Origin of the sequence: Candidatus Salinivivens marinus (assembly GCF_965655845.1) — a bacterium.
Taxonomy (GTDB): Bacteria; Pseudomonadota; Alphaproteobacteria; order Rhodobacterales; family Rhodobacteraceae; genus Salinivivens; species Salinivivens marinus.
In genome coordinates this window covers 1-23931 of sequence record NZ_CBFHHX010000009.1, presented here as the reverse complement: position 1 = coordinate 23931, position 23931 = coordinate 1, and the positions used below count along the sequence as shown (strand labels likewise).

20 protein-coding genes are annotated in these 23931 nt (G+C 39.7%); 8 read left to right on the top strand and 12 right to left on the bottom strand.

The features are described 5' to 3' along the window. Positions 1–22: 22 nt before the first annotated feature. The 10 genes from mltG to ACTF5Q_RS08960 all read right to left on the bottom strand — a co-directional run bounded on the left by mltG (position 23) and on the right by ACTF5Q_RS08960 (position 12514). Positions 23–1168 (bottom strand): endolytic transglycosylase MltG, encoded by a 1146-nt coding sequence (gene mltG, locus ACTF5Q_RS09005; protein WP_438954285.1) that lies wholly within the window; start codon positions 1166–1168, stop codon positions 23–25. Continuing rightward, positions 1168–2427, bottom strand: coding sequence for a beta-ketoacyl-ACP synthase II (gene fabF / locus ACTF5Q_RS09000; RefSeq protein ID WP_438954284.1), 1260 nt, complete (start codon positions 2425–2427; stop codon positions 1168–1170). Before fabF ends, mltG begins: the two co-directional genes overlap by 1 nt. A 138-nt stretch (positions 2428–2565) precedes the next feature. Continuing rightward, the gene (locus ACTF5Q_RS08995) at positions 2566–2799 is read right to left on the bottom strand and encodes an acyl carrier protein (RefSeq protein ID WP_020044907.1); all 234 of its coding nucleotides are present in this window, start codon (positions 2797–2799) and stop codon (positions 2566–2568) included. 260 nt (positions 2800–3059) lie between these two features. After that, complete coding sequence (gene fabG, locus ACTF5Q_RS08990) at positions 3060–3797, bottom strand: 3-oxoacyl-[acyl-carrier-protein] reductase (protein ID WP_438954283.1); 738 nt, start codon at positions 3795–3797, stop codon at positions 3060–3062. Then, positions 3797–4744, bottom strand: coding sequence for an ACP S-malonyltransferase (gene fabD, locus ACTF5Q_RS08985; protein WP_438954282.1), 948 nt, complete (start codon positions 4742–4744; stop codon positions 3797–3799). Before fabD ends, fabG begins: the two co-directional genes overlap by 1 nt. 133 nt (positions 4745–4877) lie before the next feature. After that, the gene (locus ACTF5Q_RS08980) at positions 4878–6287 is read right to left on the bottom strand and encodes an amidase (RefSeq protein ID WP_438954281.1); all 1410 of its coding nucleotides are present in this window, start codon (positions 6285–6287) and stop codon (positions 4878–4880) included. Between the two features lie 57 nt (positions 6288–6344). Next, positions 6345–7466, bottom strand: coding sequence for a peptide chain release factor 2 (gene prfB / locus ACTF5Q_RS08975; RefSeq protein ID WP_438954280.1), 1122 nt, complete (start codon positions 7464–7466; stop codon positions 6345–6347). Between the two features lie 64 nt (positions 7467–7530). Beyond that, a complete protein-coding gene (locus ACTF5Q_RS08970) occupies positions 7531–10029 on the bottom strand; it encodes a penicillin-binding protein 1A (RefSeq protein ID WP_438954279.1) in 2499 nt (832 codons plus the stop codon). A 129-nt stretch (positions 10030–10158) separates the two neighbouring features. Continuing rightward, positions 10159–11364, bottom strand: a complete 1206-nt coding sequence (locus ACTF5Q_RS08965) for an N-acetylmuramoyl-L-alanine amidase family protein (protein WP_438954278.1) — start codon at positions 11362–11364, stop codon at positions 10159–10161. 1 nt (position 11365) lies between these two features. Next, complete coding sequence (locus ACTF5Q_RS08960; protein ID WP_438954277.1) at positions 11366–12514, bottom strand: pyridoxal phosphate-dependent aminotransferase; 1149 nt, start codon at positions 12512–12514, stop codon at positions 11366–11368. A 193-nt stretch (positions 12515–12707) separates the two neighbouring features. On the opposite strand from ACTF5Q_RS08960, the gene ACTF5Q_RS08955 reads away from it, so the two are divergent. Beyond that, complete coding sequence (locus ACTF5Q_RS08955) at positions 12708–13454, top strand: DsbA family protein (RefSeq protein WP_438954276.1); 747 nt, start codon at positions 12708–12710, stop codon at positions 13452–13454. 13 nt (positions 13455–13467) lie between these two features. Here ACTF5Q_RS08955 and ACTF5Q_RS08950 read toward each other — a convergent pair whose 3' ends face one another. After that, on the bottom strand, positions 13468–14349 hold the full coding sequence (locus tag ACTF5Q_RS08950) for an alpha/beta hydrolase (RefSeq protein WP_438954275.1): 882 nt from the start codon (positions 14347–14349) through the stop codon (positions 13468–13470). 325 nt (positions 14350–14674) lie between these two features. On the opposite strand from ACTF5Q_RS08950, the gene hemA reads away from it, so the two are divergent. The 6 genes from hemA (at position 14675) to ACTF5Q_RS08920 (ending at position 21855) form a co-directional block, all read left to right on the top strand. Further along, complete coding sequence (gene hemA / locus ACTF5Q_RS08945; protein ID WP_438954274.1) at positions 14675–15898, top strand: 5-aminolevulinate synthase; 1224 nt, start codon at positions 14675–14677, stop codon at positions 15896–15898. Positions 15899–15997: 99 nt separating this feature from the next. Then, positions 15998–17233, top strand: coding sequence for a RodZ domain-containing protein (locus tag ACTF5Q_RS08940; protein ID WP_438954273.1), 1236 nt, complete (start codon positions 15998–16000; stop codon positions 17231–17233). 69 nt (positions 17234–17302) lie between these two features. Continuing rightward, positions 17303–18418 (top strand): flavodoxin-dependent (E)-4-hydroxy-3-methylbut-2-enyl-diphosphate synthase, encoded by a 1116-nt coding sequence (ispG, locus tag ACTF5Q_RS08935; protein ID WP_438954272.1) that lies wholly within the window; start codon positions 17303–17305, stop codon positions 18416–18418. Between the two features lie 37 nt (positions 18419–18455). Next, positions 18456–18818 (top strand): diacylglycerol kinase, encoded by a 363-nt coding sequence (locus ACTF5Q_RS08930; RefSeq protein WP_438954271.1) that lies wholly within the window; start codon positions 18456–18458, stop codon positions 18816–18818. A gap of 487 nt (positions 18819–19305) precedes the next feature. After that, positions 19306–20751: an alpha/beta hydrolase gene (locus ACTF5Q_RS08925; protein WP_438954270.1), complete on the top strand. Its 1446-nt coding sequence runs from the start codon at positions 19306–19308 to the stop codon at positions 20749–20751. A gap of 345 nt (positions 20752–21096) precedes the next feature. Further along, a complete protein-coding gene (locus tag ACTF5Q_RS08920; RefSeq protein ID WP_438954269.1) occupies positions 21097–21855 on the top strand; it encodes a YHYH protein in 759 nt (252 codons plus the stop codon). A gap of 65 nt (positions 21856–21920) precedes the next feature. Here the strand turns inward: ACTF5Q_RS08920 and ACTF5Q_RS08915 are convergent, their stop codons facing one another. Continuing rightward, positions 21921–22988 (bottom strand): hypothetical protein, encoded by a 1068-nt coding sequence (locus ACTF5Q_RS08915; RefSeq protein ID WP_438954268.1) that lies wholly within the window; start codon positions 22986–22988, stop codon positions 21921–21923. A 218-nt stretch (positions 22989–23206) separates the two neighbouring features. Here ACTF5Q_RS08915 and ACTF5Q_RS08910 point away from each other — a divergent pair. After that, positions 23207–23931 (top strand): hypothetical protein (locus ACTF5Q_RS08910; protein ID WP_438954267.1); only part of this gene is annotated, 725 nt, incomplete at its 3' end.

The following is a 23931-nucleotide window of genomic DNA, read 5'->3' as shown; positions in this document are numbered from 1 at the left end:
ATCATTTAAAGATAATTCATGATTAATTATCGGTTTTTTCAATCTTTCGCCACTTTGCAACATTTATATTATGTTCTCGCAAATTTTCAGCAAAAGCATGCCCACCACTGCCATCTGCAACAAAATATAAATAGTTAGTTATATCGGGGTTCAACGCAGCATGTATAGAGGCCTTTCCCGGATTTCCAATTGGGCTAGGTGGCAAACCCTTGTTTACGTATGTATTCCAGGGTGTATCTTTTTTTAGCTCACTTCTGCGAAGCCCCCTACCAAGGACTTTTTTTCCTCTGGTAATTCCGTATACGACCGAAGCATCTGTTTGCAATGCTATTTCTCGCAATAATCGATTTACAAACACGGATGAAACTTTACCTCGTTCAGTTTTCAAGGATGTTTCTTTCTCGATAATTGAGGCTAAAATAAGTGCTTCCTGTTTTGTATTAATTGGAAGATTTGGCTGCCGAGCATTCCATGCTTCGTTCAGAATAGACGCTTGCCTTTCTTGCATTTTTTTAATTAATGCCTCTTTTGTCATACCTATAACAAAATCATAACTCGCCGGTGCAATAGTTCCTTCGTCAGGAATATTTTCTAACTTGCCCAATAAGAATTTTATCTCCGACAATGCCTTATATACTTGCCAACTCGACACCCCCTCGGCCAAAGTAACTCTAAACCTGGTGGAGTGCTCAGAGGCAAACTCATTAATTTTTTCATCTGCAAACTCATCAGAAATAAAATCGCCAACCTTAACCATCTTGCCCGTATTGGGATCAGTATCCCTTATTTCAATTTTTAGCGATGTTACACCAACACGGTAAATTATTTGATTACCACAATTACTAATGCCAGACTCAGTAAGTCGCTTTGATATTTCCGCCATTGAAGCGTTTTCGGGGACTAAAAAACTTCCAGCTTTGATTTTTCGCGACAAACCACTGGATTCCATGCCAACCCTAAAAACAAATTCTGAAGAAATTGCTTTATCATTAACCAAGTCTTGAACCACAGTGCGCATGCTGGTGCCACTTTTGACTTTGAAACAAATTGCATTTTTAAGTGGACCCTCTGCCACATATTGCGACTTACCCCAAATACCCATAGCGCCAATCAGGAAAAAGCCAAAAATCAAAACGGTTAGCATGTTCGACGCCAAAGAGCGTAACATTATTGCAGTTTACCCAAAAGCAATGAGGCATTAGTACCTCCAAAACCAAAAGAATTAGACAAAGCGTAATTAACTTCACATTCTTGATTCCGGTTGGCGACTAAATCAACTTGCGTCGTTACAGCTGGCTCGTCGAGATTTATAGTAGGAGGAACAACCTGATCGCGGATGGCTAATATTGAGAAGATAGCTTCTATAGCTCCGGCTGCTCCCAGGAGGTGTCCTGTCATCGATTTTGTCGATGACATTTTTACTTTCCCAACGGCATCACCCATTAATCTTTCAACCGCTGCAAGCTCAATAACATCAGCCATAGTTGATGTCCCATGAGCGTTAATGTAGTTAATATCCTCAGGATCGAGTTTTGCTTTTGATAAGGCGGCTCGCATAGCCCTCTCACCGCCTTCACCATTTTCTGACGGTGCGGTTATGTGATAAGCATCTCCGGAAAGGCCATAACCTAGTATCTCAGCATATATTTTTGCACCTCGAGAAACCGCATGCTCAAGTTCCTCTAAAACCACAATTCCTGAACCCTCACCCATTACAAAACCATCACGGTTCATGTCATAGGGCCGTGAAGCAGCCGTCGGCTCACTTTCAAATTTGGTTGATAATGCCTTACAAGCATTGAATCCAGCAATACCTATTTCTGATATTGATGCTTCTGCGCCCCCGGCTATCATTACATCAGCGTCATCGGTCATTATCAGACGAGCTGCATCGCCGATGGCATGTGCGCCTGTAGAGCAGGCTGTGACTACAGAATGATTTGGGCCTTTAAAACCATACTTTATGCTTACTTGGCCAGATATAAGATTAATTAATGCTCCGGGTATAAAGAACGGGGATACACGTCTTGGACCCTTTTCATGGATCAAAACGGCAGTTTCAGCAATTGAGTTTAAACCACCAATCCCTGATCCTATCATAACTCCAGTTCGTTCTAAGTCTTTTTCATTATTAGGTTTCCAACCAGCATCAGTAACCGCCTGTTCTGCGGCGGAAACTCCATACAGAATAAAATCATCCACTTTACGGCGTTCTTTTGGCTCCATCCAGTCATCGGGATTAAATGTCCCATCTGCCCCATCCCCAAAAGGAACCTCACAGGCATATTTTGTAGTAACTCTTGACGGATCGAATCTAGTAATTTTACCGGCGCCCGATTGACCAGCTATAAGCCTGGCCCAGGTGTCCGAAACGCCACAAGCTAATGGCGTTACTAAACCAAGACCCGTTACCACTACTCGACGCATGTTAATTCCTTTGTTTAAAGCATTTTAGAATACTTAATAACTCGACTAATGCTCGTTGAGCAAGGCCAGCAACAAAATCGCATAATAAAAAGCCCTTGTCCTATGACAAGGGCAGTAATCACTATTAACTTGAAAATACTAAGACGCGTCTTCGATAAATTTAACGGCATCGCCGAATGATTGGATATTTTCAGCGGCATCGTCTGGGATTTCTATACCGAACTCTTCTTCAAATGCCATTACTAACTCAACTGTATCCAAACTGTCTGCACCTAAATCATCAATAAAAGACGCATTATCAACTACTTTATCTTCATCGACCCCTAGATGCTCGACAACAATTTTTTTCACGCGGTCTGAGATATCACTCATAGTATTTCCCTCATCAAATAATGGGCCAAGCCCGTTTCGCCCAGAATGGGCCGTTACATAGCCCAGCTAGTTTCTACATCCTAACTGGAAACTTGGCAATTCTGAAATTCTGCCCGATTTTATGAGCCGCCTATATCATAGCACGAGCAATTGGCAAACATTTTTACTTAATTTTTTTAAAAAATTAAAATCAAGCGGCACGATTTTAAAATTCTAACTTGCAAAGATTATCATCGCCTAGAGCTAGTATCCAAAGGGAATTAAAGCATCGCCATACCACCATTTACATGTAGAGTTGATCCAGTAATATAAGATGCTTCTTCGGATGCCAGATATAACGCAGCAAAAGCTATATCTGATACTTCTCCCATTCTTCCGGCTGGTATTTGCAATTTGATTGCCTCTTGTTGCTTCTCGTTCAACTTTTCAGTCATAGCAGTTTTTACAAAACCTGGCGCAATACAATTTACCGTTATGCCTCGAGAAGCTACTTCATTAGCCAAAGACTTCGACATACCAACTAGTGCTGCCTTGGAGGCAGCGTAGTTTCCTTGACCAGGATTGCCAGTAGAACCAACTACTGAGCCAATATTTACAATTCGGCCCCATCTCGACTTCATCATTCCTCTTAACACTCCACGACAAAGCCTCATAGTGGAAGTCAGATTTACCTCCAAAACACTAGCCCAGTCCTCATCTGTCATTCTTAAGAATAAATTATCTCTTGTTATGCCGGCATTATTTACCAAAATATCTACCGAACCCATTTTTTCCTGAGCGCCTTTATATAAATTTTCAACTTCAACGCCATTAGATAAATCGCAGCCCATTATTTGAACCCTATCACCTAAACTATTTGCAAGTTCCTCCAAAGGTTCCATGCGAGTGCCACTAATGGTTAACCTGGCTCCAGATGCGTGAAGCGTCTCCGCAATAGCCCTTCCAATTCCCCCAGAAGCACCAGTAATGAGTGCATTTTTACCATTTAAATTAAACATTATCTCATCTCATTTTGTGAAAGAATTACTTTTTTAACTTCTTCAGGTTTGGACACAGATGAACATGAAATAGAGCGATCAATCCGACGCACCATTCCAGAAAGTGCTCTTCCTGCACCAATTTCCCACATTTCTTTTACTCCATTACTCGCCATCCACTCAATTGACTCTCTCCACCTAACAACCCCAGTAACTTGTGCTACGAGCAAACTGCGAATTTCAACAGCTGAAGCTACTGCTTGCGCTTTTACATTAGAAACCACAGGAACCTCCGGGTCTGCTACAGAGGTATTTGAAAGTGCGTCTTCCATTTTTAGAGCGGCTGGAGCCATTAGCTCACTATGAAATGGCGCACTAACTGGCAGAAGCACTGCACGCTTTGCACCCATGTCTTTTGCAATTTCTATTGCTCTTTCCACTGCATCTTTGTGCCCAGAAACAACAACTTGAGAGGGGTCGTTATCGTTAGCCGCTTGACAAACCTCATTATCAGCAGCTTTTTTAGCTACCTCCACTAAATCGCTGTAGGTCAGACCCAAAATAGCAGCCATAGCGCCAATTCCAACAGGAACCGCGTTTTGCATTTCTCTGCCGCGAATACGAAGCAATTTGGCTGCATCGCCTATTGATAAAGACCCAGCCATGGCTAAGGCGGAATACTCACCTAAGGAATGTCCAGCCACGAATTTGGCGTCCTCTACTTTTAAGCCCTCAGACTCAAGAGCCCTGAAGGCCGCTAAAGTGGTCGCCATCAACGCTGGCTGCGCATTCTCTGTCAGTGTTAAATCATCTATTGACCCGTGCCAAATCAGATCGCTTAATTTCTCACCCAAAGCGTCGTCAACCTCTTCGTAAACAAGGCGCGACTGAGGATATGACTCAGCCAGTTCTAGACCCATCCCTATGAACTGTGCACCCTGCCCTGGTGCGATGAAAGCAAGAGCCATAAAAAATCTCCTTTTTGATAACGGCTTATATAAAGGGTACCTTATCCGCAATGTAAATCTTATTATTATGGCAGATGGAAACCAGACCAGAACATTCAAACCAAATAATTCAAAATCATAAAAAGCTTCTTTTCTAATTAAAATTTGGAATATTTACATAAGGCCATTTTGTGTGCTCATGCCATGCTTGGGCAATACTTAAAATATAGCCATCGGATCCTTTCGAGCCTATGAGTTGTATTCCGGCTGGCAAACCTGTTTTACCAAATCCAATTGGTATATTGACAACAGGCAAACCTAGCAAACCTGCTGGGATGGTTACTTGCATCCATCTGTGATAAGTATCCATTTTTTCATTTTTAATAGACACTGGATAAATTTCTGCCAGATCAAATGGCCACACCTGAGTACTCGGCAAAACAAGTAAATCGAATTTTTCAAAGAGCTCTGATGCCGAGTTATACCATTTCGACTTCTTCAAAGCCGCAGTATATATATCTTGACCTGATAAGGACAAACCATTTTCGATTTCCCAAACAGCCTCAGGCTTTAAATTCTTCCGCTTCTCGATATCTTCGTAAATATCTCTCAATCCGTTCGTAATTTGCCAGGCACGTAAATCGCACCAAGACGTCCAAATGTCATTCATCGCAAATGGAGCCTTTAGATCGTGAATAGTCGCACCGAGCGAAGACATTTCGTTCAAGGCATTTTGCGCTAGATCTAGCAATTCATCCTCAAAAGTTAGTGTTCCACCCCAATCCCCTAACCATCCAATCTTGATACCTTTCATACGTGGTTGTGCTGTAAAATTCGAAAAACTCTTACTCTGTGAAACATAAGACTTATTGTCAAAATAATTTGCTTGAACATCCAAAAGCAAAGCCAAATCCTTTGGCGATCGGGCCATTGGACCTAAAGTTGAGAGCTGAGACAGGAAGATTTCCCCTGATGGCTCAGGAGGAACAAGTCCCCAAGTAGGACGCAGACCATAAACATTATTCCAAGCAGCTGGGTTTCTTAGAGACCCCATCATATCAGATCCGTCAGAAATACTTAGCATTCTGGCGGCTAACGCGACTGCAGCTCCTCCAGACGAGCCACCACATGTCCTGGTGAGATCATACGGGTTTTTAGTTTTACCGTACACCGGGTTGAAGGTGTTACTGCCCAGTCCAAACTCAGGCGTATTTGTCTTTCCAATAAATAATGCTCCTGCGGCTCTTAATCGAGCAACCATTTGATCATCTTTTCGAGCTACTCTCTCGGAATACAAAGGAGATCCTTCGGTAGTTTTAAAACCTTTTACATTCGCTAGATCTTTAATTGCCATGGGCATCCCGCCCAAAGCCCCCCCAAGAGGGCACTCTGCTGATGTCAGCTTCTCACAGGCCTCTTTACTCAATATATTAACTAAAGCGTTAACTTTAGGATTGACTAACTCTATGCGAGCTAAAGTCTCCTGCATTAATTCTGAAACACTCAGCGCTCCAGCCTTAATAAGCGCTTTTTGTTCCCAAGCCTCTTTGTTTAAAATATCCACTGTTTATCAATCACTTATCCAAAAGCTCTTAGTACTTTAAATTAAAAGTTATCAATTTCAAGATGTTGCCTCTGCTCTCGATTTACCAGATAAATCAAGGGCTAACGTTGCTGCCATAAATTCATCAATATTGCCGTCTAGCACGCCTTTCGTATCCGAAGTCTCATAAGAAGTTCTTAAGTCTTTAACCATTTGGTATGGATGAAGCACATATGACCTGATTTGATTACCCCAACCGGCATCACCTTTATTCTCATGTGCTTCCGTAATTGCAGCATTTCTACGGTCTAACTCCATCTGGTAAAGCCTAGACTTTAGTGCCTTCATCGCTATATCCCGATTTTGATGCTGCGACTTTTCAGAACTTGTGACAACGATTCCAGTGGGATTATGTGTTATCCGAACTGCGGAGTCTGTTGTATTCACATGCTGTCCCCCCGCTCCAGATGAACGAAAAGTATCAATCCTGATGTCGTTAGGACTGATATCAATATCAATATTATCATCTACAACGGGGTAAACCCATACTGAGCAAAAAGAGGTGTGCCTTTTTGCGGCTGAGTCAAAAGGTGAAATTCTTACTAATCGGTGCACACCACTTTCAGTTTTGAGCCATCCATAGGCATTTTGACCAGAGATTTTGTAACTTACAGATTTAAGTCCCGCTTCATCACCGGCCGTTTCTGACTGAAGTTCAACTTTATAACCTGACCTTTCAGCCCACCTTACATACATCCTAGAAATCATTCCTGCCCAATCACAACTTTCTGTACCTCCCGCTCCAGCATGAATCTCAAGAAATGTATCATTGCCATCTGCCTCACCGTTCAATAAAGCCTCTAATTCTTTCGCTGAGGCCCTGTTTTTGAGCAGTTGTAAAGCTGTAACTACTTCTTGCAATATTTCTTCATCAGCTTCGATTTCAGCTAATTCGATTAAATCAATGTTCTCTTTCAATTCAGTACTCATTGCATCATGAGCATCCACCTGATCAATAAAATTCTGCCGTTCCCGCATAAGCTTTTGGGCTTTATCAGGTTCATTCCAAAGATCAGGATCTTCCGTCAAAGCATCAAACTCTTCTCGCTTTTTTCTAACATTATCCCAATCAAGCCTCTGCCTTAAGAGCGATAGAGATTTGTCGATTTCACTAATAATAATTTGTATGTCAGCGCGCATATCTGAAACTTACCCCACTAGCAGTCAGGAAGTTAGTTAAACCAGTGATACGTCAAGAGCAAGCTCAGTATAAACCGCCTGCGCTTAAAGTTCCCAACGTTGCTTTAGGGGCTACTAGAACTGTTTCCCCAGTGGTTGTTTTGATTTCTCGAAGAACTGTTTCACCGGGCTTGATCAAGGTAAAATTACTACCCATTGCAAAGCCCCCATCAAAAGTTAAGCCAAACTTTGGTTCCTCACCATCCCGAAAAAATTCCGCAACAACGTGCTCACCGTCGGCATGATCTGGAAGCCGCTCTCCAGAGTATCTATCGATTTTTATAAACTTACCGCCTTGCGGTATTATAAAATCAGCTCCTCCATAAATCTCCGATACAGCGGACATGAACTCATTAAAAACAGGACCACACATGGAACCACCCCCGGACCCCCGTCCCAAAGGCCGCGGAATGTCATGCCCAATGTAGCAGCCTGCCACAATGTTGGACGTGAAGCCTAAAAACCAGACATCTTTTGCTTCATTGGTAGTGCCAGTTTTTCCTGCGGTTGGAACTGCTAGATTAACTGTCCTTCTAGCGGTGCCACGAGAGACTACCCCCTCCATCATAGATGTTAACTGGTAAGCTGTTATTCGGTCCATAACGCGCTCTCTATTAGTTAAAATCGTAGGAACATCTCCCAAAGATAGTTGATCAATTCCGCAATCTAAGCAAATTCGCTGATCATGCTTAAATATAGTTTTACCATATCGATCTTGTATTCTATCTACCATAGTAGGCATAACTCTTTCGCCACCATTTGCAAACATGGCGTAGGCTGCTACCATCCGATATAATGTTGTTTCCTCGGAACCAAGAGAGTTTGCAAGGAATTCTTTCATATTATCATATACGCCAAATTTTTCAGCATACTCCGCAATTATATCTAGACCCACCTCTCGAGCTAAACGAATTGTCATGAGATTTCGTGACATTTCTATTCCAGTCCGAAGTGGAGTTGGACCATAAAATTTATCATTCGAATTCTTGGGACGCCACAAACCTTGAGGGGTATCGATCTCAATTGGAGCATCTACAACAACTGTAGCTGGAGAATACCCGCTATCTAAAGCTGAGGCGTAAACAAATGGTTTAAAACTGGATCCAGGCTGCCTTTTTGCTTGTGTAGCGCGGTTAAAAACCGACGATTCATAAGAGAAGCCCCCCTGCATTGCAATAACGCGTCCATTGTTGACGTCCATTGCCATAAAGGCGCCTTGAACTTCACTAACTTGCCGCAAACTCCAATGCGAAAAATTACCATCCTGATCATTAAGCCTTCGGACTAGAACAACATCTCCAATATTAACAAAATCTGAAAATTGCCCAACTACATCTACCAGCTTTCCCGAAGCAAAAACCTTTTTAATCCAAGTCATATCAGTTGGTGGAATCCAATTACCTTCAGCTGTATCCTCAATCCCCTCAATGCCAATACGCAATTCAGAATTTTCAATTCCAAGAATAACCGCTGGGATCCATTGACCATCTAAATTTATGTCCCTAGGTAGATTTAAACTAGCCAATGAATTTTGCCACTTTGCCTCATCACTTAAAATTGCAAACGGTATCTTTTTGCCAGTACCTCGCCAAATGCCTTGCTTACGGTCATATTGTTGAAGACCTCTCTGTAAAGCCAGAGCAGCTTTTTGCTGCAAAATTGGATCAAAAGTCGATCGCACCGTCAGACCTCCCGTAAAGAACTCTTCTTCTCCAAAAGTCCCGCTGAGTTGCCTTCTTATTTCATCTGTGAAGTAGTTACGACTAGGCAATCTGGATCGAAAACCTGTATAATCCCGACCCTGCACCGATTTTATGGGTTGTGTTAATTCATACTCATAAATTCTCTTAGGAAGATAACCATTCTGGAACATTTCTTTCAAAACATAATTACGCCTTTCCAATAAACGTTCTTTCTCACGAACAGGATGATAATCTGATGGTGCCTTAGGCAAAGCAGCCAGAAATGCTGCTTCATGTGGAGCTAATTCATCTAAAGTTTTATTAAAGTAAGTCTGAGAAGCAGCTGTTACTCCATAAGAATTCTGACCCAAGAAGATCTCATTTAAGTAAAGTTCGAGAATTTGTTCTTTTGTCAAACTTCTCTCAATACGAGTAGCCAATATTATCTCTTTAACCTTTCGCTCCGCTCTTCGAGAACGATCCAGTAGGAAATTCTTCATAACTTGCTGCGTTATTGTTGATGCTCCCCGTATTCGCTTACCTCTCGACTGAACTGCATCGACTAAAGCGGCTAAAATACCTCTCATATCATAACCCGGATGCTCATAAAAATTTTTATCTTCTGCGGAAATAAACGCATTTTTTATCAAATCTGGGATTTGATTTGCTGGCGTAAATAACCGTCTTTCTTTTGCAAATTCATCAATTATTTTTCCCTCCGCGGAATAAATTCGGCTAATAGTTGGAGGTTTGTACTGAGCAAGAAATTCATGGCTTGGCAAATCGCGGCCATAAACCCAAAAAATACCACCTAAAGACAGCCCACAAACAATGGTACTCATAGTAATAAGAGTAAAAATAGTGCCCAAAAAGCCGAACACACTGCGAACAAATTGACTAAGCAATTCTATAATTCGCAGCTTTATGAAAAATGGTAACCTCAGTTCGAGCATTATATTTTATGTTCCGCGTCATTTCATTCTATTCTTTGCAAACAACTGATCCTCTTCAATCCACTCTAAAATTCCTGAAGATATCGCTAACGCAAATTTCTCAGCCCACTCTTGATCTTGTAAGTTTTTTAAATCAGAACTCGTAGACATGAAACCAGTTTCGATCAAAATTGAGGGTACACTAGGTAGCTTTAGTACAGAAAAGTTTGCCTTTCGTGAAGGTTTAGGGTTTAGCTTAATATCAAAGGTTTCCAAATTTTCTATAATTGATTTTGACAATGTATTGGATCGCACAGTATTCTCCCGTCTCAACAGACCCATTAAGGTAGATGTTACTGCTGTTTCTGCGCCTGAAAGATCTAGACCAGAAATAAGTTCGTTTCCACCATGCCTGGCAGCCAATCTTGCACTCGCTTTGTCAGAAGCTTCGTTTGATAGAGTGTAGACAGTTGATCCAGACGCCTTACCCTTTTTAACAGTGTCTGCATGCAAAGAAATAAATAGATCGGCACCAACTTGAACTGCTAATGTAAGTCTTTTATCCAATGAAGTAAATTCATCGGTTTTTCTAGTTAGAATGACGGTTGTGTTATCAAGAGCGTTCATTTCTTCCGCTACCACCCTAGCCAAAGTGAGCATTAAATCTGATTCTCGAATACTTTCAACCTTCGCACCGGGATCTAATCCACCGTGACCCGGATCAATAACTACAGTCAAATTATTATTTGTATTTTCAAAGTCCTCATTTTTCAAACCGATTGGTAACGTATCAAAGCGGTCGTCAGCAAAAACTCTAACCATTTTATTGAAATCTTCCTGTTCGATTGGAACCAGTGCAAAACTTAGTTCTGCATCCAAACCGTGCAATTTATGTTGGTCCATGGTTAGATTGTGGACTTTTGCTGGTTTGGCTAATTCGATAGAAATAGTTGACCACCCATCTAAACCTTTCGAAAATTTTATTTCTCCTAAAAGTGGTGAACTTGTTACTTCTAAATTTTCAAGACCTTTGACAGCAGATGTATGCAATTCAAGGACAATCCTATTGGGATGATTAAAACTATAAACTCTGAATGGTACCGCCTCATCCAATTTTAATCGGAAATCATAAATAGCATTGAAATCTGAAGCATTCGCCATTTGAAATATTGGATGGCTACCAATTTTAGGTCCGAAATTTGCCCATATCAGGTACAACAAAAACAATATTTTTATATATTTCATTTTAAAGTCTGTAATTGCTCATGAAATTATTAAGTCGTCTTAATCCCTTCTTTAGGTCTGAAGTGCTGCAAGCGTACGACAACCGAACAGTTTCAAGTCCACGCTCCGGATCAAAATCACTCCCTGGAGTTATTGCTACACGCACCTCTTCCAAAATTGCTTTGCAGAAATTTAGGCTATTATCTGTATACTCCGAAACATCTATGTAAAAGTAAAAAGCACCATCTGGAGGGGCAAATTTTTTAAAACCGATTTTGGGTAGTTGCTGTATTAGCAAAGCTCGATTTGCTCTATATGTTTTGAGATTTTGATTTAACTCATCATGAGAATCCAATGCGCCCAGAGCCGCGACTTGTGATATGTGGGGCGCGCAAATAAATAGATTTTGTGCTAATCTTTCGAATTGCCGAATGTAATCATCAGGAACGACTATCCACCCTAATCTCCAACCGGTCATGGAAAAATATTTGGAAAATGAATTTATAACAAAACAGTCATCAGAAATTTCTAAAGCGGATACAGCCCTCGCATCATATTCAATTCCATGATAAATTTCATCGCTAATGAAAACTGTTTGCTTCCGATCACATGCCTCCATCAGCCCCTCAAGTTCATCTTTATTTAACATAGATCCTGTTGGGTTAGCTGGTGAAGCAATTAGTAAACCATCAAGGTTATTATCGATAATGTCAGTAGCTACAGGTTGGAACTTATTATCATTTGTTGTCTTTATCGCACACGTATTTAGACTAAGAGCTTTGAGAATTTGCCTGTAACTTGGGTAGCCAGGCGATCCTATTCCCACAGTATCACCGACATCAAATAGCCCTGTGAAGGCGAGTATAAATGATCCCGATGAACCAGGTGTTACTATAATTCTGCCTGGATCGACTTTAATTTTGTACCATCGCCAGTATAAATCAGCTATTTTTTCTCTTAATTCTGGGATACCCAACGCAACAGTGTAACCCATCGTAGAGTCAGACAAACCATTTATCACTTTTTCTTTAGCCAAGGTGGGGGCTCCAGTGCCAGGCTGCCCAACCTCCAAATGTATTACTTCATGCCCTAATTTCTCAATTTGTCGGGCGGCCTCCATAACATCCATAACGATAAATGGATCCACTCTACCACGAGCTGAGTTCTTCATCCTAATATTCCAAAAGTTCTTTTTAAAGTTCAAATCAATTGTAATTACTGTATACCCAAAAAGATATATAATATATTAAAGAGACAAGTTGAACTTTTTAAGAATAGCTTTAAAACGCCTTTAACACGTTCAAAAAATCGGAGAGTTGATCTTAGATCAAGTCACTTGCAGCGCACTTAAGTTTGGTAAAATTTTGTATAAAGCACTATTAACGTCAATATTTCTCTTTGCATTCAGTTCAATGGTGATTGCGCTAGATTTAAACAATTTAACAAATACAGATCGAGAAGTTTTGCAAAAAGAAATTCGACGATACATTCTTGAAAACCCAGATATAATTTTTGAAGCTGCCGATCTTGTTAGAAAGCGGGAAGCGGCAATCGAAATTCTTGAAGATGAAGAGCTGATCAAATCCAATTATGAAGATATATTTTATGACAATTACTCTTATGTCGGAGGAAACTTAGACGGCGATATAACGTTGGTGGAATTTGTAGATTATAAATGTAGCTATTGTCGAAAAGCCGCTGAAATAGTTAGAGAATTACTGAAAGAAGATGACAATATTCGATTTATTGTTAAAGAATTTCCTATTTTAGGGGAAGCTTCACTTACTACCTCAAAATTCGCAATAGCAGTTAAGAATATTGGTGGATCAGAGAAATATAAATTAGCTCATGAGATCCTTTTGACACTTACTGCAGAGCCGAATGAAATTTATCTTCGAAGAATAGCCACAGAACTAAAACTAGACCCCAATGAACTTCTTAAAGAAATGAAATCCGATGCAGTTTTAAAGGAAATTTCTCGAACTGCAGAATTAGCTAAAAAACTTCAAATCAGTGGGACACCAACATTTATTTTGGGTAGCCAATTTCTGCGTGGATTTGTACCTTTAGAGATGCTTTTACAGGTGGCTCAATCCGAGAGAAAAAAATGACGAGACAAAAGTTTCAGTTTGTCACCCCTACTTTTTTTATAAAATTGTCGATCATTTCAGCAGTCTCCAAGGGATATTGATCAACAAAAAAATGCCCCCCTGGCATTTCTATCCCTGAATAAAGTTTCCCTTTTGTTTTCCAAACAGAGTCCATATCAAACGTTTTTGCCATAACCCCATCCCTCCCCCATACAGCGGCAAATGGTACTTTAATTGGGGAATTACCGTCAGCAGCCTCATGATGCTGATCAATGTGATATGCTGCTCTATAATCATCACACATTGCGCGGATACAGGATTTATTTTTCCAGCTTTTTTGATAAGCATTTAGTTGGTTTTTTGAAAAAGCATTAATGCCAGTGGCACCCCATCCTTGGAGACAGCTATTATAAAATTGATCAGGGTCCCTTTCTATAAGTTTTTCAGGAACTGGAAAAGGTTGGGATAGAAAAAACCAATGATAGTATGAGAAAGCTAATGATGCAGATAGCTCGGTAAATACTGTCTTCGTTGGGACTATATCCATAAACATCGTGGAAGATACTAATTCTGGATTATCTATGGCCAGCCGATATGCAACTCGAGCACCTCTGTCATGGCCAATGATATGCGCCTTTTTGATATTTCGGGATTTTAAAATAGCAACGACATCTTTTGCCATATTGCGAAAAGTATAATTTTCATAACCTAGTGGCTTAGCTGATTGACCATATCCGCGTAGGTCAGGGCAAATAACGTGATAGCCGTTTGATAGTAACGGGGCTACATTAGCCCACATCGCGTGGGTTTGAGGAAATCCATGTAAGAGGACGACAGGGATACCCTTGCCGTTATCAACAAAGAATATATCACAATCTTTTAAAACTAAACGATGTTTTTTAAATCCTCCAAACATGCAAAGCCCGATGTTTGTTATTTACGAATTATTTCTTAAACCCAAAGAGATAGTTAACAATATCATAGTCGCAAATTTGTAACCTGAACAGTCTAATATTTATTCAATCTTTTTATTTTAACTTTTATATATTGGGTACGAATTACTCAACCAGATGCGTCAATCAGCACCATTTTTTAACTAGCTTCTTCTTAAACTCCTGCTATCTATTACTCAAATCGAAAGTGAAATGTTTATTTTTTTGACATATTTAATTTTATGAATATGTTGTTTTACGGAATGTCAGAAAGTATGCTTTCAAACGACCCAAGTGGAAGAGAAAATAATGAACTATGAAGATCATATTGAAGCTGCTATAAATCGTTTGCACGAAGAAGGCCGATATAGAACCTTCATTGATATAGAACGCGAACGCGGGAATTTTCCGTACGCAGCATGGAAAACGCCAAACGGTGACCTAGACAAAATAACAGTTTGGTGCGGAAACGATTATCTGGGAATGGGGCAAAATAATTTAGTCCTTGAAGCTATGCACGAGGCGCTCGACGAAGCAGGAGCCGGTTCAGGCGGGACAAGAAATATCTCCGGAACAACTGTTTACCACAAAGAACTTGAAAGAGAGTTGGCGGACCTTCACTCCAAAGAATCGTCTTTACTGTTTACAAGTGCCTACATTGCAAATGATGCAACACTATCTACATTAGCAAAATTACTACCTAATTTGATAATATACTCGGATGAGCTAAACCACGCCTCCATGATTGAAGGTATTCGCAGACATGGTGGCGAAAAAAGGGTTTTCAAGCATAATGATATGAAGCATCTTCGCAGACTTTTACAAGAAGACAATAGTTCAAACCCAAAATTGATAGCATTTGAATCAATTTATTCAATGGACGGTGACTTTGCACCGATTAAAGAGATCTGTGACTTGGCTGAAGAGTTTTCGGCCATGACCTATATAGATGAAGTCCACGCGGTAGGCATGTATGGAGCCACCGGAGCAGGGGTCGCACAGCAAGAAGAGCTAATGGGCCGAATAGATATAATCAATGGAACCCTCGCAAAAGCATACGGGGTAATGGGTGGATATATTGCAGCAAGTGCAAAGGTTTGTGATGCAATCAGAAGTTATGCCCCGGGTTTTATCTTTACAACCTCACTATCTCCAGCTTTAGTGGCCGGCGCTTTAGCTTCAGTTCGATATTTGAGAGAACACCAAGAGGTTAGAGACAAACATCAATTGAACGCGAAGATACTAAAAATGCGTTTAAAAAGTCTGGGATTACCAATTATTGATCATGGGTCTCATATCGTACCCGTTATTGTAGGTGATCCAGTTCATACCAAGAAACTATCTGATCTATTATTAGTAAACCACAAAATCTATGTTCAGCCTATAAATTTCCCAACTGTACCCAGAGGAACAGAAAGATTGCGCTTTACACCTTCTCCAGTGCATGGAATCCAGGAAATCGATTATTTGGTGAGAGCTATGGACGAACTCTGGTCTCATTGCGCACTGAACAGGACTGAACTTACTGCCTAGCAGCACAATCTAACGGATATGTGCATTATATAGTAATTGTGCTAGGTATTTGGCATGCAATTTGCGAATCGACTTCAAATATTTTTGGTTGAGTGAAATATGAAATGGCGAGAGCCCAAAGGTAGCGAAACTTCTCGAACAGCGCACCCTAAAGGGTTCGATGATTATGACTTTCGTCTTGGGGATATTTTGAGAGGTGAGCGTGCTACATTAGGCAAGTCATTACTTGATGTCGAAAAAGAATTGAAGATTAAGGCCAACTATGTAGCAGCAATAGAAAACTGCGATCCGACAGTATTTGAATCCCAGGGCTTTATTGCCGGTTTTGTTAGATCATACGCGCGCTATCTTGAGCTAGATCCAGACATTATCTATACACTTTTTTGCAATGAAAGTGGCTTTCAGACCATGCATGGCATGGCAAAGGAAAGTGCAAAAGAGAAAGAAAAAAAATACGGCAATAGGAATCTAGAAGATAGTATATTCATCAAGCCGACTACAGCATATTTACCAAAGCAACAAAAATGGTATGAAAATATTGAACCAGGTGCCGTAGGTTCTCTTTGTGTTACGATCGCTTTAGTTTCAGCCCTAGGATATGGAGCTTGGTCGTTTTTTCAAGAAATACAAAAAGTTGATATAACTCCTACAGAAAGTCAGCCTGTAGTACTTACAGAGCTGCAAAACTTACCTACAGCACTGAATATTACAAATAATCCTATGCTGGACAATACAGAAAATTTTCAGGAAGGGTCATCTAGGATTAACAGAATTTACAGATCAACTGCACTAGATCAACCCGTCATTGTCGCCCGAGACGAACCTATATCTAAGCTAGATCCAAATCAATTTGGGCTTTTTGCGCCAATTCCATCCAGCAAAGAAATTGGAATCGAAGAAATTATTTCTGATTTAATACCCAGAAAAAATAGTACCGATGAAAATCTTCAAATAAACTTTCCTAAAGTATCTGCCGACACTCCTCCGGTTGTAACATTAGTTACCTCAAAAGAGGCTTGGATCGAAATTGTCGCAGCTGATGGATCTGTAATTTACAAAAATTTGATGCAACCAGGAGTTGAATTTGCCCTTCCTCAGACCGAGAGCGCCCCTAAACTACTAGCCGGTATGTCTGGCTATGTTTATATGGCAATAGATGGCGTTCTGTATGGTCCTGCCGGTAAAGGTGTAAATGTTGTGAAAGATGTCACTTTGGATCCTCAATCTATAATCTTGAGTTATGAACCCGCACAAATAAAAAGTGATCCAGATTTGCAGAAGTTAGTTGCCGAGCTAGGATTAAATAGCTTCACTGCTGAGTCACTTGATCAATAGGTGCCTTGCTAGAATCGTAACTTAGTTTTAGCCTTACAAGCAATAGAGTGGTAACATTCGAGGATTAGTATGTCTATCAACCATGTTCGTCCCTGGCGCACCATAGAGAGGCGGCGTTCTAGGCAAATAAAAGTTGGGAATGTTGCGATTGGTGGGGATGCACCAATATCAGTACAGACTATGACAAACACAGATACAACTGATGTCAAAGCAACCCTTAAACAAATTACATCAGCAGCGGAAGCTGGAGCAGATTTAGTTCGAGTCTCAGTTCCCGATGAAGCAAGCAGCGCAGCATTAAAAGAAATTGTCAAAAATAGCTCAGTGCCGATAGTCGCCGACATTCATTTTCACTACAAAAGGGGTATTGAGTCTGCAGAAGCTGGCGCATCATGTTTAAGAATTAATCCTGGTAACATCGGATCAGCAGATCGCGTTAAAGAAGTTATTAAGGCAGCAAAGGACAACAATTGTGCTATAAGAATTGGTGTAAATGCCGGCTCACTGGAAAAACATCTTCTGGAAAAATATGGAGAGCCCTGCCCTGATGCGATGGTTGAAAGCGGTTTGGACCATATTAAAATTCTTCAAGACAATGATTTTCACGAGTTCAAGATAAGTTGCAAGGCATCGGATGTATTTATGGCGGCGGCGGCTTATCAAGCACTAGCTGAAGCTACAGATGCGCCTATTCATCTTGGAATTACTGAGGCAGGTGGCCTAACTAGCGGAACAATTAAATCTGCGATTGGACTTGGAAACTTATTGTGGATGGGCATAGGAGATACGGTTCGTGTATCTTTGTCTGCAGATCCAGTCCAGGAGGTAAAAGTCGGATATGAAATACTAAAATCGCTTGGATTGAGACACAGGGGTGTAAATATAATTTCTTGCCCATCGTGTGCGAGGCAGGGATTCGATGTAATAAAAACAGTTGAAATTTTAGAACAAAAGCTCGAACACATAAAAACTCCAATGAGTTTGTCTATAATAGGGTGCGTTGTAAATGGCCCAGGTGAAGCGTTAATGACGGATGTAGGCTTTACGGGTGGCGGTGCAGGAAATGGAATGGTTTATTGGGCTGGAAAACAAGACCATAGAATAGAAAACGCCAAAATGATTGACCATATTGTAGAATTGGTGGAGCAAAGAGCATCAGAACTCAGTTCCGAAGAGAAAGTTTGATGTGAACATAAATTAGTATCCCTTCAGGCCGCATTCGATGTTTTTAAGGATAATTAGTTACATAACGCAAAGAGCAATATGGTCCTGGGAAGGATTTTCTCACGTTTTGACCACTGAGCGAAGTATCTACCAATGGGTTTTCGCAAATACTGTTTCCACGATCGCAGCTTTCTCACTGCCTTTATCAGTGGCTGAAAGGTCTCTAATAATAATGGGGGGCATCATGATAATTGCAATGGAATGCATGAATACTGCCATAGAACGAGTAGTTGATGATATCTCTGAGGACAAAAGAGATCGTGCAAAACAAGCGAAGGATACTGCCAGTGCTGCTGTTGCCATATCCGCTATTGCAGTTGGTCTCGCATGGATCGTGATCATTTTTGGTATTCTACAATAATACTATTGCTTCTAGGTATTTTTTAGAAATTTCTTATGCTCTTGAAGCTGACGCAGAACAGATTGCTTTATTTTTTTGTCTGGCTTACCCAAATGATTTCGAGTTGTCTTTTCATTCCTTTTAAACTCTATCCTGGCTAACTCACTTATTTCAGAAATTTTAAATCCCTGTATTTTCTGACTGCCCATAGTATCCCCCGATCCCATCGCTCAAAGACACCGTACCCTATTCGAGATGTCAAGTTAAATTACTTTGATGATTATAATTGTCTGTGATACTTTTATATTGAGCCGAGCGATTGGAAACAATTGTACTCTTTGAGATCTAGAAATTGAATTTCAAAAGATGATAAAATGTCATCGACATATTAAATTTGCAAATAACTTTATTAAACTTAAAAAGTTCTAACTATTAAGAGTGGGTAAGAAAAATTTGCTATTAACAAACGCCTAATTGAATCTTACTTCAGCTACTGAATGAGCATTTAATGATTAAATTACATAGCTTTTCTTCCTATACATTTATTGCTGGGATATTTTTGTTGGTTCTGATCCAAATCGATAGGCAATCATATAAAAGTCATTTTCAGCACCTAGGCAACGATACTATTGAAATAATACAGAGTGAGGTGCCCTCAAAAATTTTTACAATCATTTGTCATGGCTACGCTGGTTCCAAAGAAATGATGAGGCAACTAGCATTCGACATTGCGAACGCAGGGAGTAATGCTGTAATTTTTGATTTCATTGGGCATGGATCCAGTTCCCAAAAGTTAATAAATAATCCCACTGAGCTTTCTGGGACCACACAACAACTTGTTGATCAAGTAATTTCGGTAATTGATTTATTAAAATCAAAATACGGTAGCGATATTCAATTGAATTTAATTGGCCATTCTATGGCATCAGATATTGTTATTCGGGCTAGCGAAAAGCAAAATATTTCATCAATAGCTGCTATTTCGCCTTATTCTACTAAGGTTACAGAAAATTTTCCTCAGGACCTATTACTAACATCAGGCCAATTTGAAAAACATCTTCGCAATCATTCTTTAAAATTTACAAAGTTAATAGCTAAAGATGCGGATGAAAATGTTGAATATTCTAATGGACTTGTTCGCAGGAAGGCTTCTTTCACAAAAAACACAGGGCATGTAAGCGTTATCTATTCTCCCCAAACGAGCGCAACAATTACAGAATGGTTTAACCTAGAAAATGTTCATAGAACGCTCTGGTCGACTCACATTATTTGGACATTGCTTGGTTTAACTATGATAACTTATGGATTGTCACGAAGTAAGGTATCATCGATGAACTACAATGAGAACACAAGGGTCAGTTCAGTCAAATCAATTGTCGTTGGCATTTCTTCACCAACTATCGCCCTATCCTCGAGCTTCTTTGAATATGAGCTCTTTTCAATCTTCGGTTTTGGGAGTGTCGCAGCATATTTTGGATTAGTAGGGGCCGCTACTTTGCTGTTATGCAGAGAAATATGGAAAAATTCAGAAAGATTCAATTTTTATCCATTTATTAAAATGTTGGTCGCTTTCTCGATTTTAGTCATTTTAATCAACCATTTTATTGGCTCATTCTTTATTTCTAATAATAGAGTTTTTGCATTTATGAGTATGATAATACCATTAACTATTTTTTGTGTAGCGATCGAAAAACTTATTTCGATGTCAGCTACTGCCATAGCAATTTTTATTCGGCTCGTGCCATTAATAGGATTTTCAATTTTATTAGCAATTTTTCCCGAAAAATATGGCGTTATGTTCACAACTGTCCCGATATATATATGTTATTTTCTAGTATTTGGTTACATAGGAAAATTCCAAAGAAAAAATATCGGATCATATACAATAGGCACATTACACGGCATTTTTTTAGCATTTGCCCTTGCTGCAACAAATCCAATATTTTCCATTTAATTTTTAATCTTTGTGAAAAAGTGGCGCGGTTGACGGGGCTCAAAACCGTTATTTTATGTCTTCTGGTGGTTCGTGGTGTCCGTCTACGGCCACTATGGTTGGGTTTTTGGCTTCTGGTGGCTTGTGGTGTCCGGCCACGGCGGGCACCCATTAGGCACCCAGCGTTAGTTTGTGTCAGGCCGGGGTTGAGGCTTTGGCATCTTAGAAACGCGGTGTGTTTGCTGACAACGCATCATCACAACCCCATATTTTTCTTGGATAATGTTCTTCTTTAGTAATTATTGTTTCTGTTTATTAAAAGTTTCAAATAGTGTTTGAACAAAAAACATTGTTTGGAACTCACGTTTGCGCAATTTAATTATACTTCTCATTTTCTTAAAATTCTCCGTTGGGTATGCTTTCGCGCAAGTAAACCAAAGTAAAATCACACAAGGCGATGCGATATGTATAGAATCGAATAGCATTCCAGATCACAAAGTAGGGACATTTCCTAACCGTGCGAACCCACATAGCATCAGAGAACAAAGGATCAAATTGTGTGTTTCAAATAATCCCAAGAAAAATTCCAAACCACAATTCATCAAAGGGACAATAGGGATAGCATTAAATGGGATTCAGTTTCGACCCAATACCGCAGGATCTTATGATCCGTCATCGAAAAGTGGTCATAGTCGCAATGGTGACAAGCGATGGACGCTTGATATCTTTGGAGCGAAAAATAAACTAGGCTTAGATATAAACAACGGTCACGTGGGACCTAATGGATTGTATCATTATCATGGGATCGCTGAAAGCTTGATTGGGAACCCTGAAAGCTCCTTTATCGGATACGCTGGTGATGGATTTGAAATCCATTTTGTGGGTAGAAAAGTGCAGTCAGGATATACGCTTAGATCTGGAGAGAGAACTAGTGGTCCTGGAGGAGCTTTTGACGGTACTTATAATGAGGACTATGTCTATTCTCACGATCATGAAGCTCTGGACCAGTGTAACGGTGGACAATTAAATGGCAAATATGTTTACTTTATAACCTTGCATTATCCATTTATTGGGCGTTGCCTATGGGGAGATATTGCACCAGGGTTTGGCGCCGACCGCCACTAACTTGGCTCCTGACCTAAAAAACGGAATTCGACCCTCTTCGCTATCTTAAACCGACATAGTTATCATTAAAAGATATAAGATAACAACACCCCAACAACCAATACTGCAACCAAAGGACTTGAAATCCTTGCAAACCTTTCGATTGAACGACCCGTGTTGGCACCTTCATTCGCCATTTTGTAATGGCTAATTATTCCGATCATCATATTATAGGTTACTACGACCGTTGCCCAAATAAACAATGCATCCGTAAAGTTCAGATAATGAGTTGTTGGCAATTCACCCGCTAATGAGAATTTAAGCGCAGGGATCGTGAGAAATAAAGTCAATTGACCACCAATTCGCCAATTATAAATATCGTAGTTTCCAGACGGGTAGAAATGGTTCATCAACAAGGACAGAAATACTATAGAAAAAATTGGAAATAGTATTTTTTGTAAGGCATCTAAAAACCCATGGTTTACATTTACATGAGCTATAATATAAGAAAATTTTTCATGACCGCCGTGGTTTAAACTTGTTCTACCTTCCTCTTCCAGAATGGTTTTTTCTACCTCCCAATTACCCTTTACCACTTTATGATGAGCATCGTGATGGCCAATTTCTATGCTTTCAGGATAAAAAACCATTTTTTGCTTATTTCCAGAAAATGACGCGATATCTAAAAATAAATCAAGATCACCGAATGGATACTTCGGCATTTCTGCATCAATACTTAATTCGGCGTCAAATCGCTCAAATAATTCAAATTTACCGTCAAGCACGTCTAGTGTTTTATAATGAACTGTTCTTGGAGTTTCAGCATTTGATATAAAAAATTCGGGGTACCAAATTTCATGGAGATATTCATTAAGTTCCTCGCCATGAATTATTTCGTCGCCAAACTTAGCTAAAAATTCTGCAGTTTTTTCATCCTCCCACGCGAGCAAAACTTCGACGGAGGCACGATAGTGTCCCTCAGAGATGTCAATATCATAAATTTCATCATAGAGGATTTTGGTGTATACTAAATGATCAGTATTGATGTCTGAAATCTCTACTTTTTCGCTTGAGTGGTCGGCTTTCGTTTCAGCAAAACTCAGATTGAATGTGATTAGAAAAAACCCAACAAAAAATAAAAAAAACTTTTTCATATCGCTGCAACGGCCATTGCTATTTTATTAATTAAACGCATTTGTTGTCCTTTTATGAACAGCTACCCTTTAGAAATAACAATCTCGCCCCGTCCAGCTAGTACAAAAACTGTAGCTATTTGTCCCACGCCAGATTTTTATTGCGCCACTTAATATCACCGGCTAGCCTTTCCTGAAATGAAAGTGTTTTTAACATTTATTAAAAAATAGGTATATTATTGGAAAATTTAATTTTGACTATAAAAGACTTTTTATACGTTATAACTATAAAAACTTTGATAGTAGCCGCAGCTGCTTTAGGTGCTACAATTTATTGTATAGAAAATGAATTTGTCACTGAAATACCTATTTCGTTAATTGGATTAGCTGTGGTCTTCCCTCTTGTTTTTACAATAGGAACTGCTTTTCAAAGAAGAGACTTAGCCCTTAAAGAATATGGTGCAATTAATTCTAATTTTGCTTCGATATTTTTTATAGCCAAAAATTGGCAACTAGATGATAAAGAAAACACGTGTAACCTAGATAGTTTGAAAAAAACTATCAGTGCTTTGTTTGATCTGATAAAGGAAGATTTACAAGACCAGAAATCTACAAATCTAATAAAACAAGAAATATACACTAATTTTGAGGAGTTATTTAAATTAACTTCTAAAATTCGCCCTGATTCCAGCTTAGTATTTTTCTACAATAATTTAATGTCCAGTTATGAAACTCTAAATAGTCTTTCGGAGTATAGGACTCCAAGAGGTTTGAAAGCCTACAGTAATGTTTTTTTGGCTATATTTCCAATCTTATTCTCTCCCTACTTTGCATCACTAAGTAGTGAGTTTTATTCCGTGGGACTGGTAGTGGCCTTTATTTATAGTCTTGTTTTAGTGATGTTAAGTAACATCCAAGATAATTTAGAAAACCCATTTGACATGAAGGGGTTGGATGACTTGGA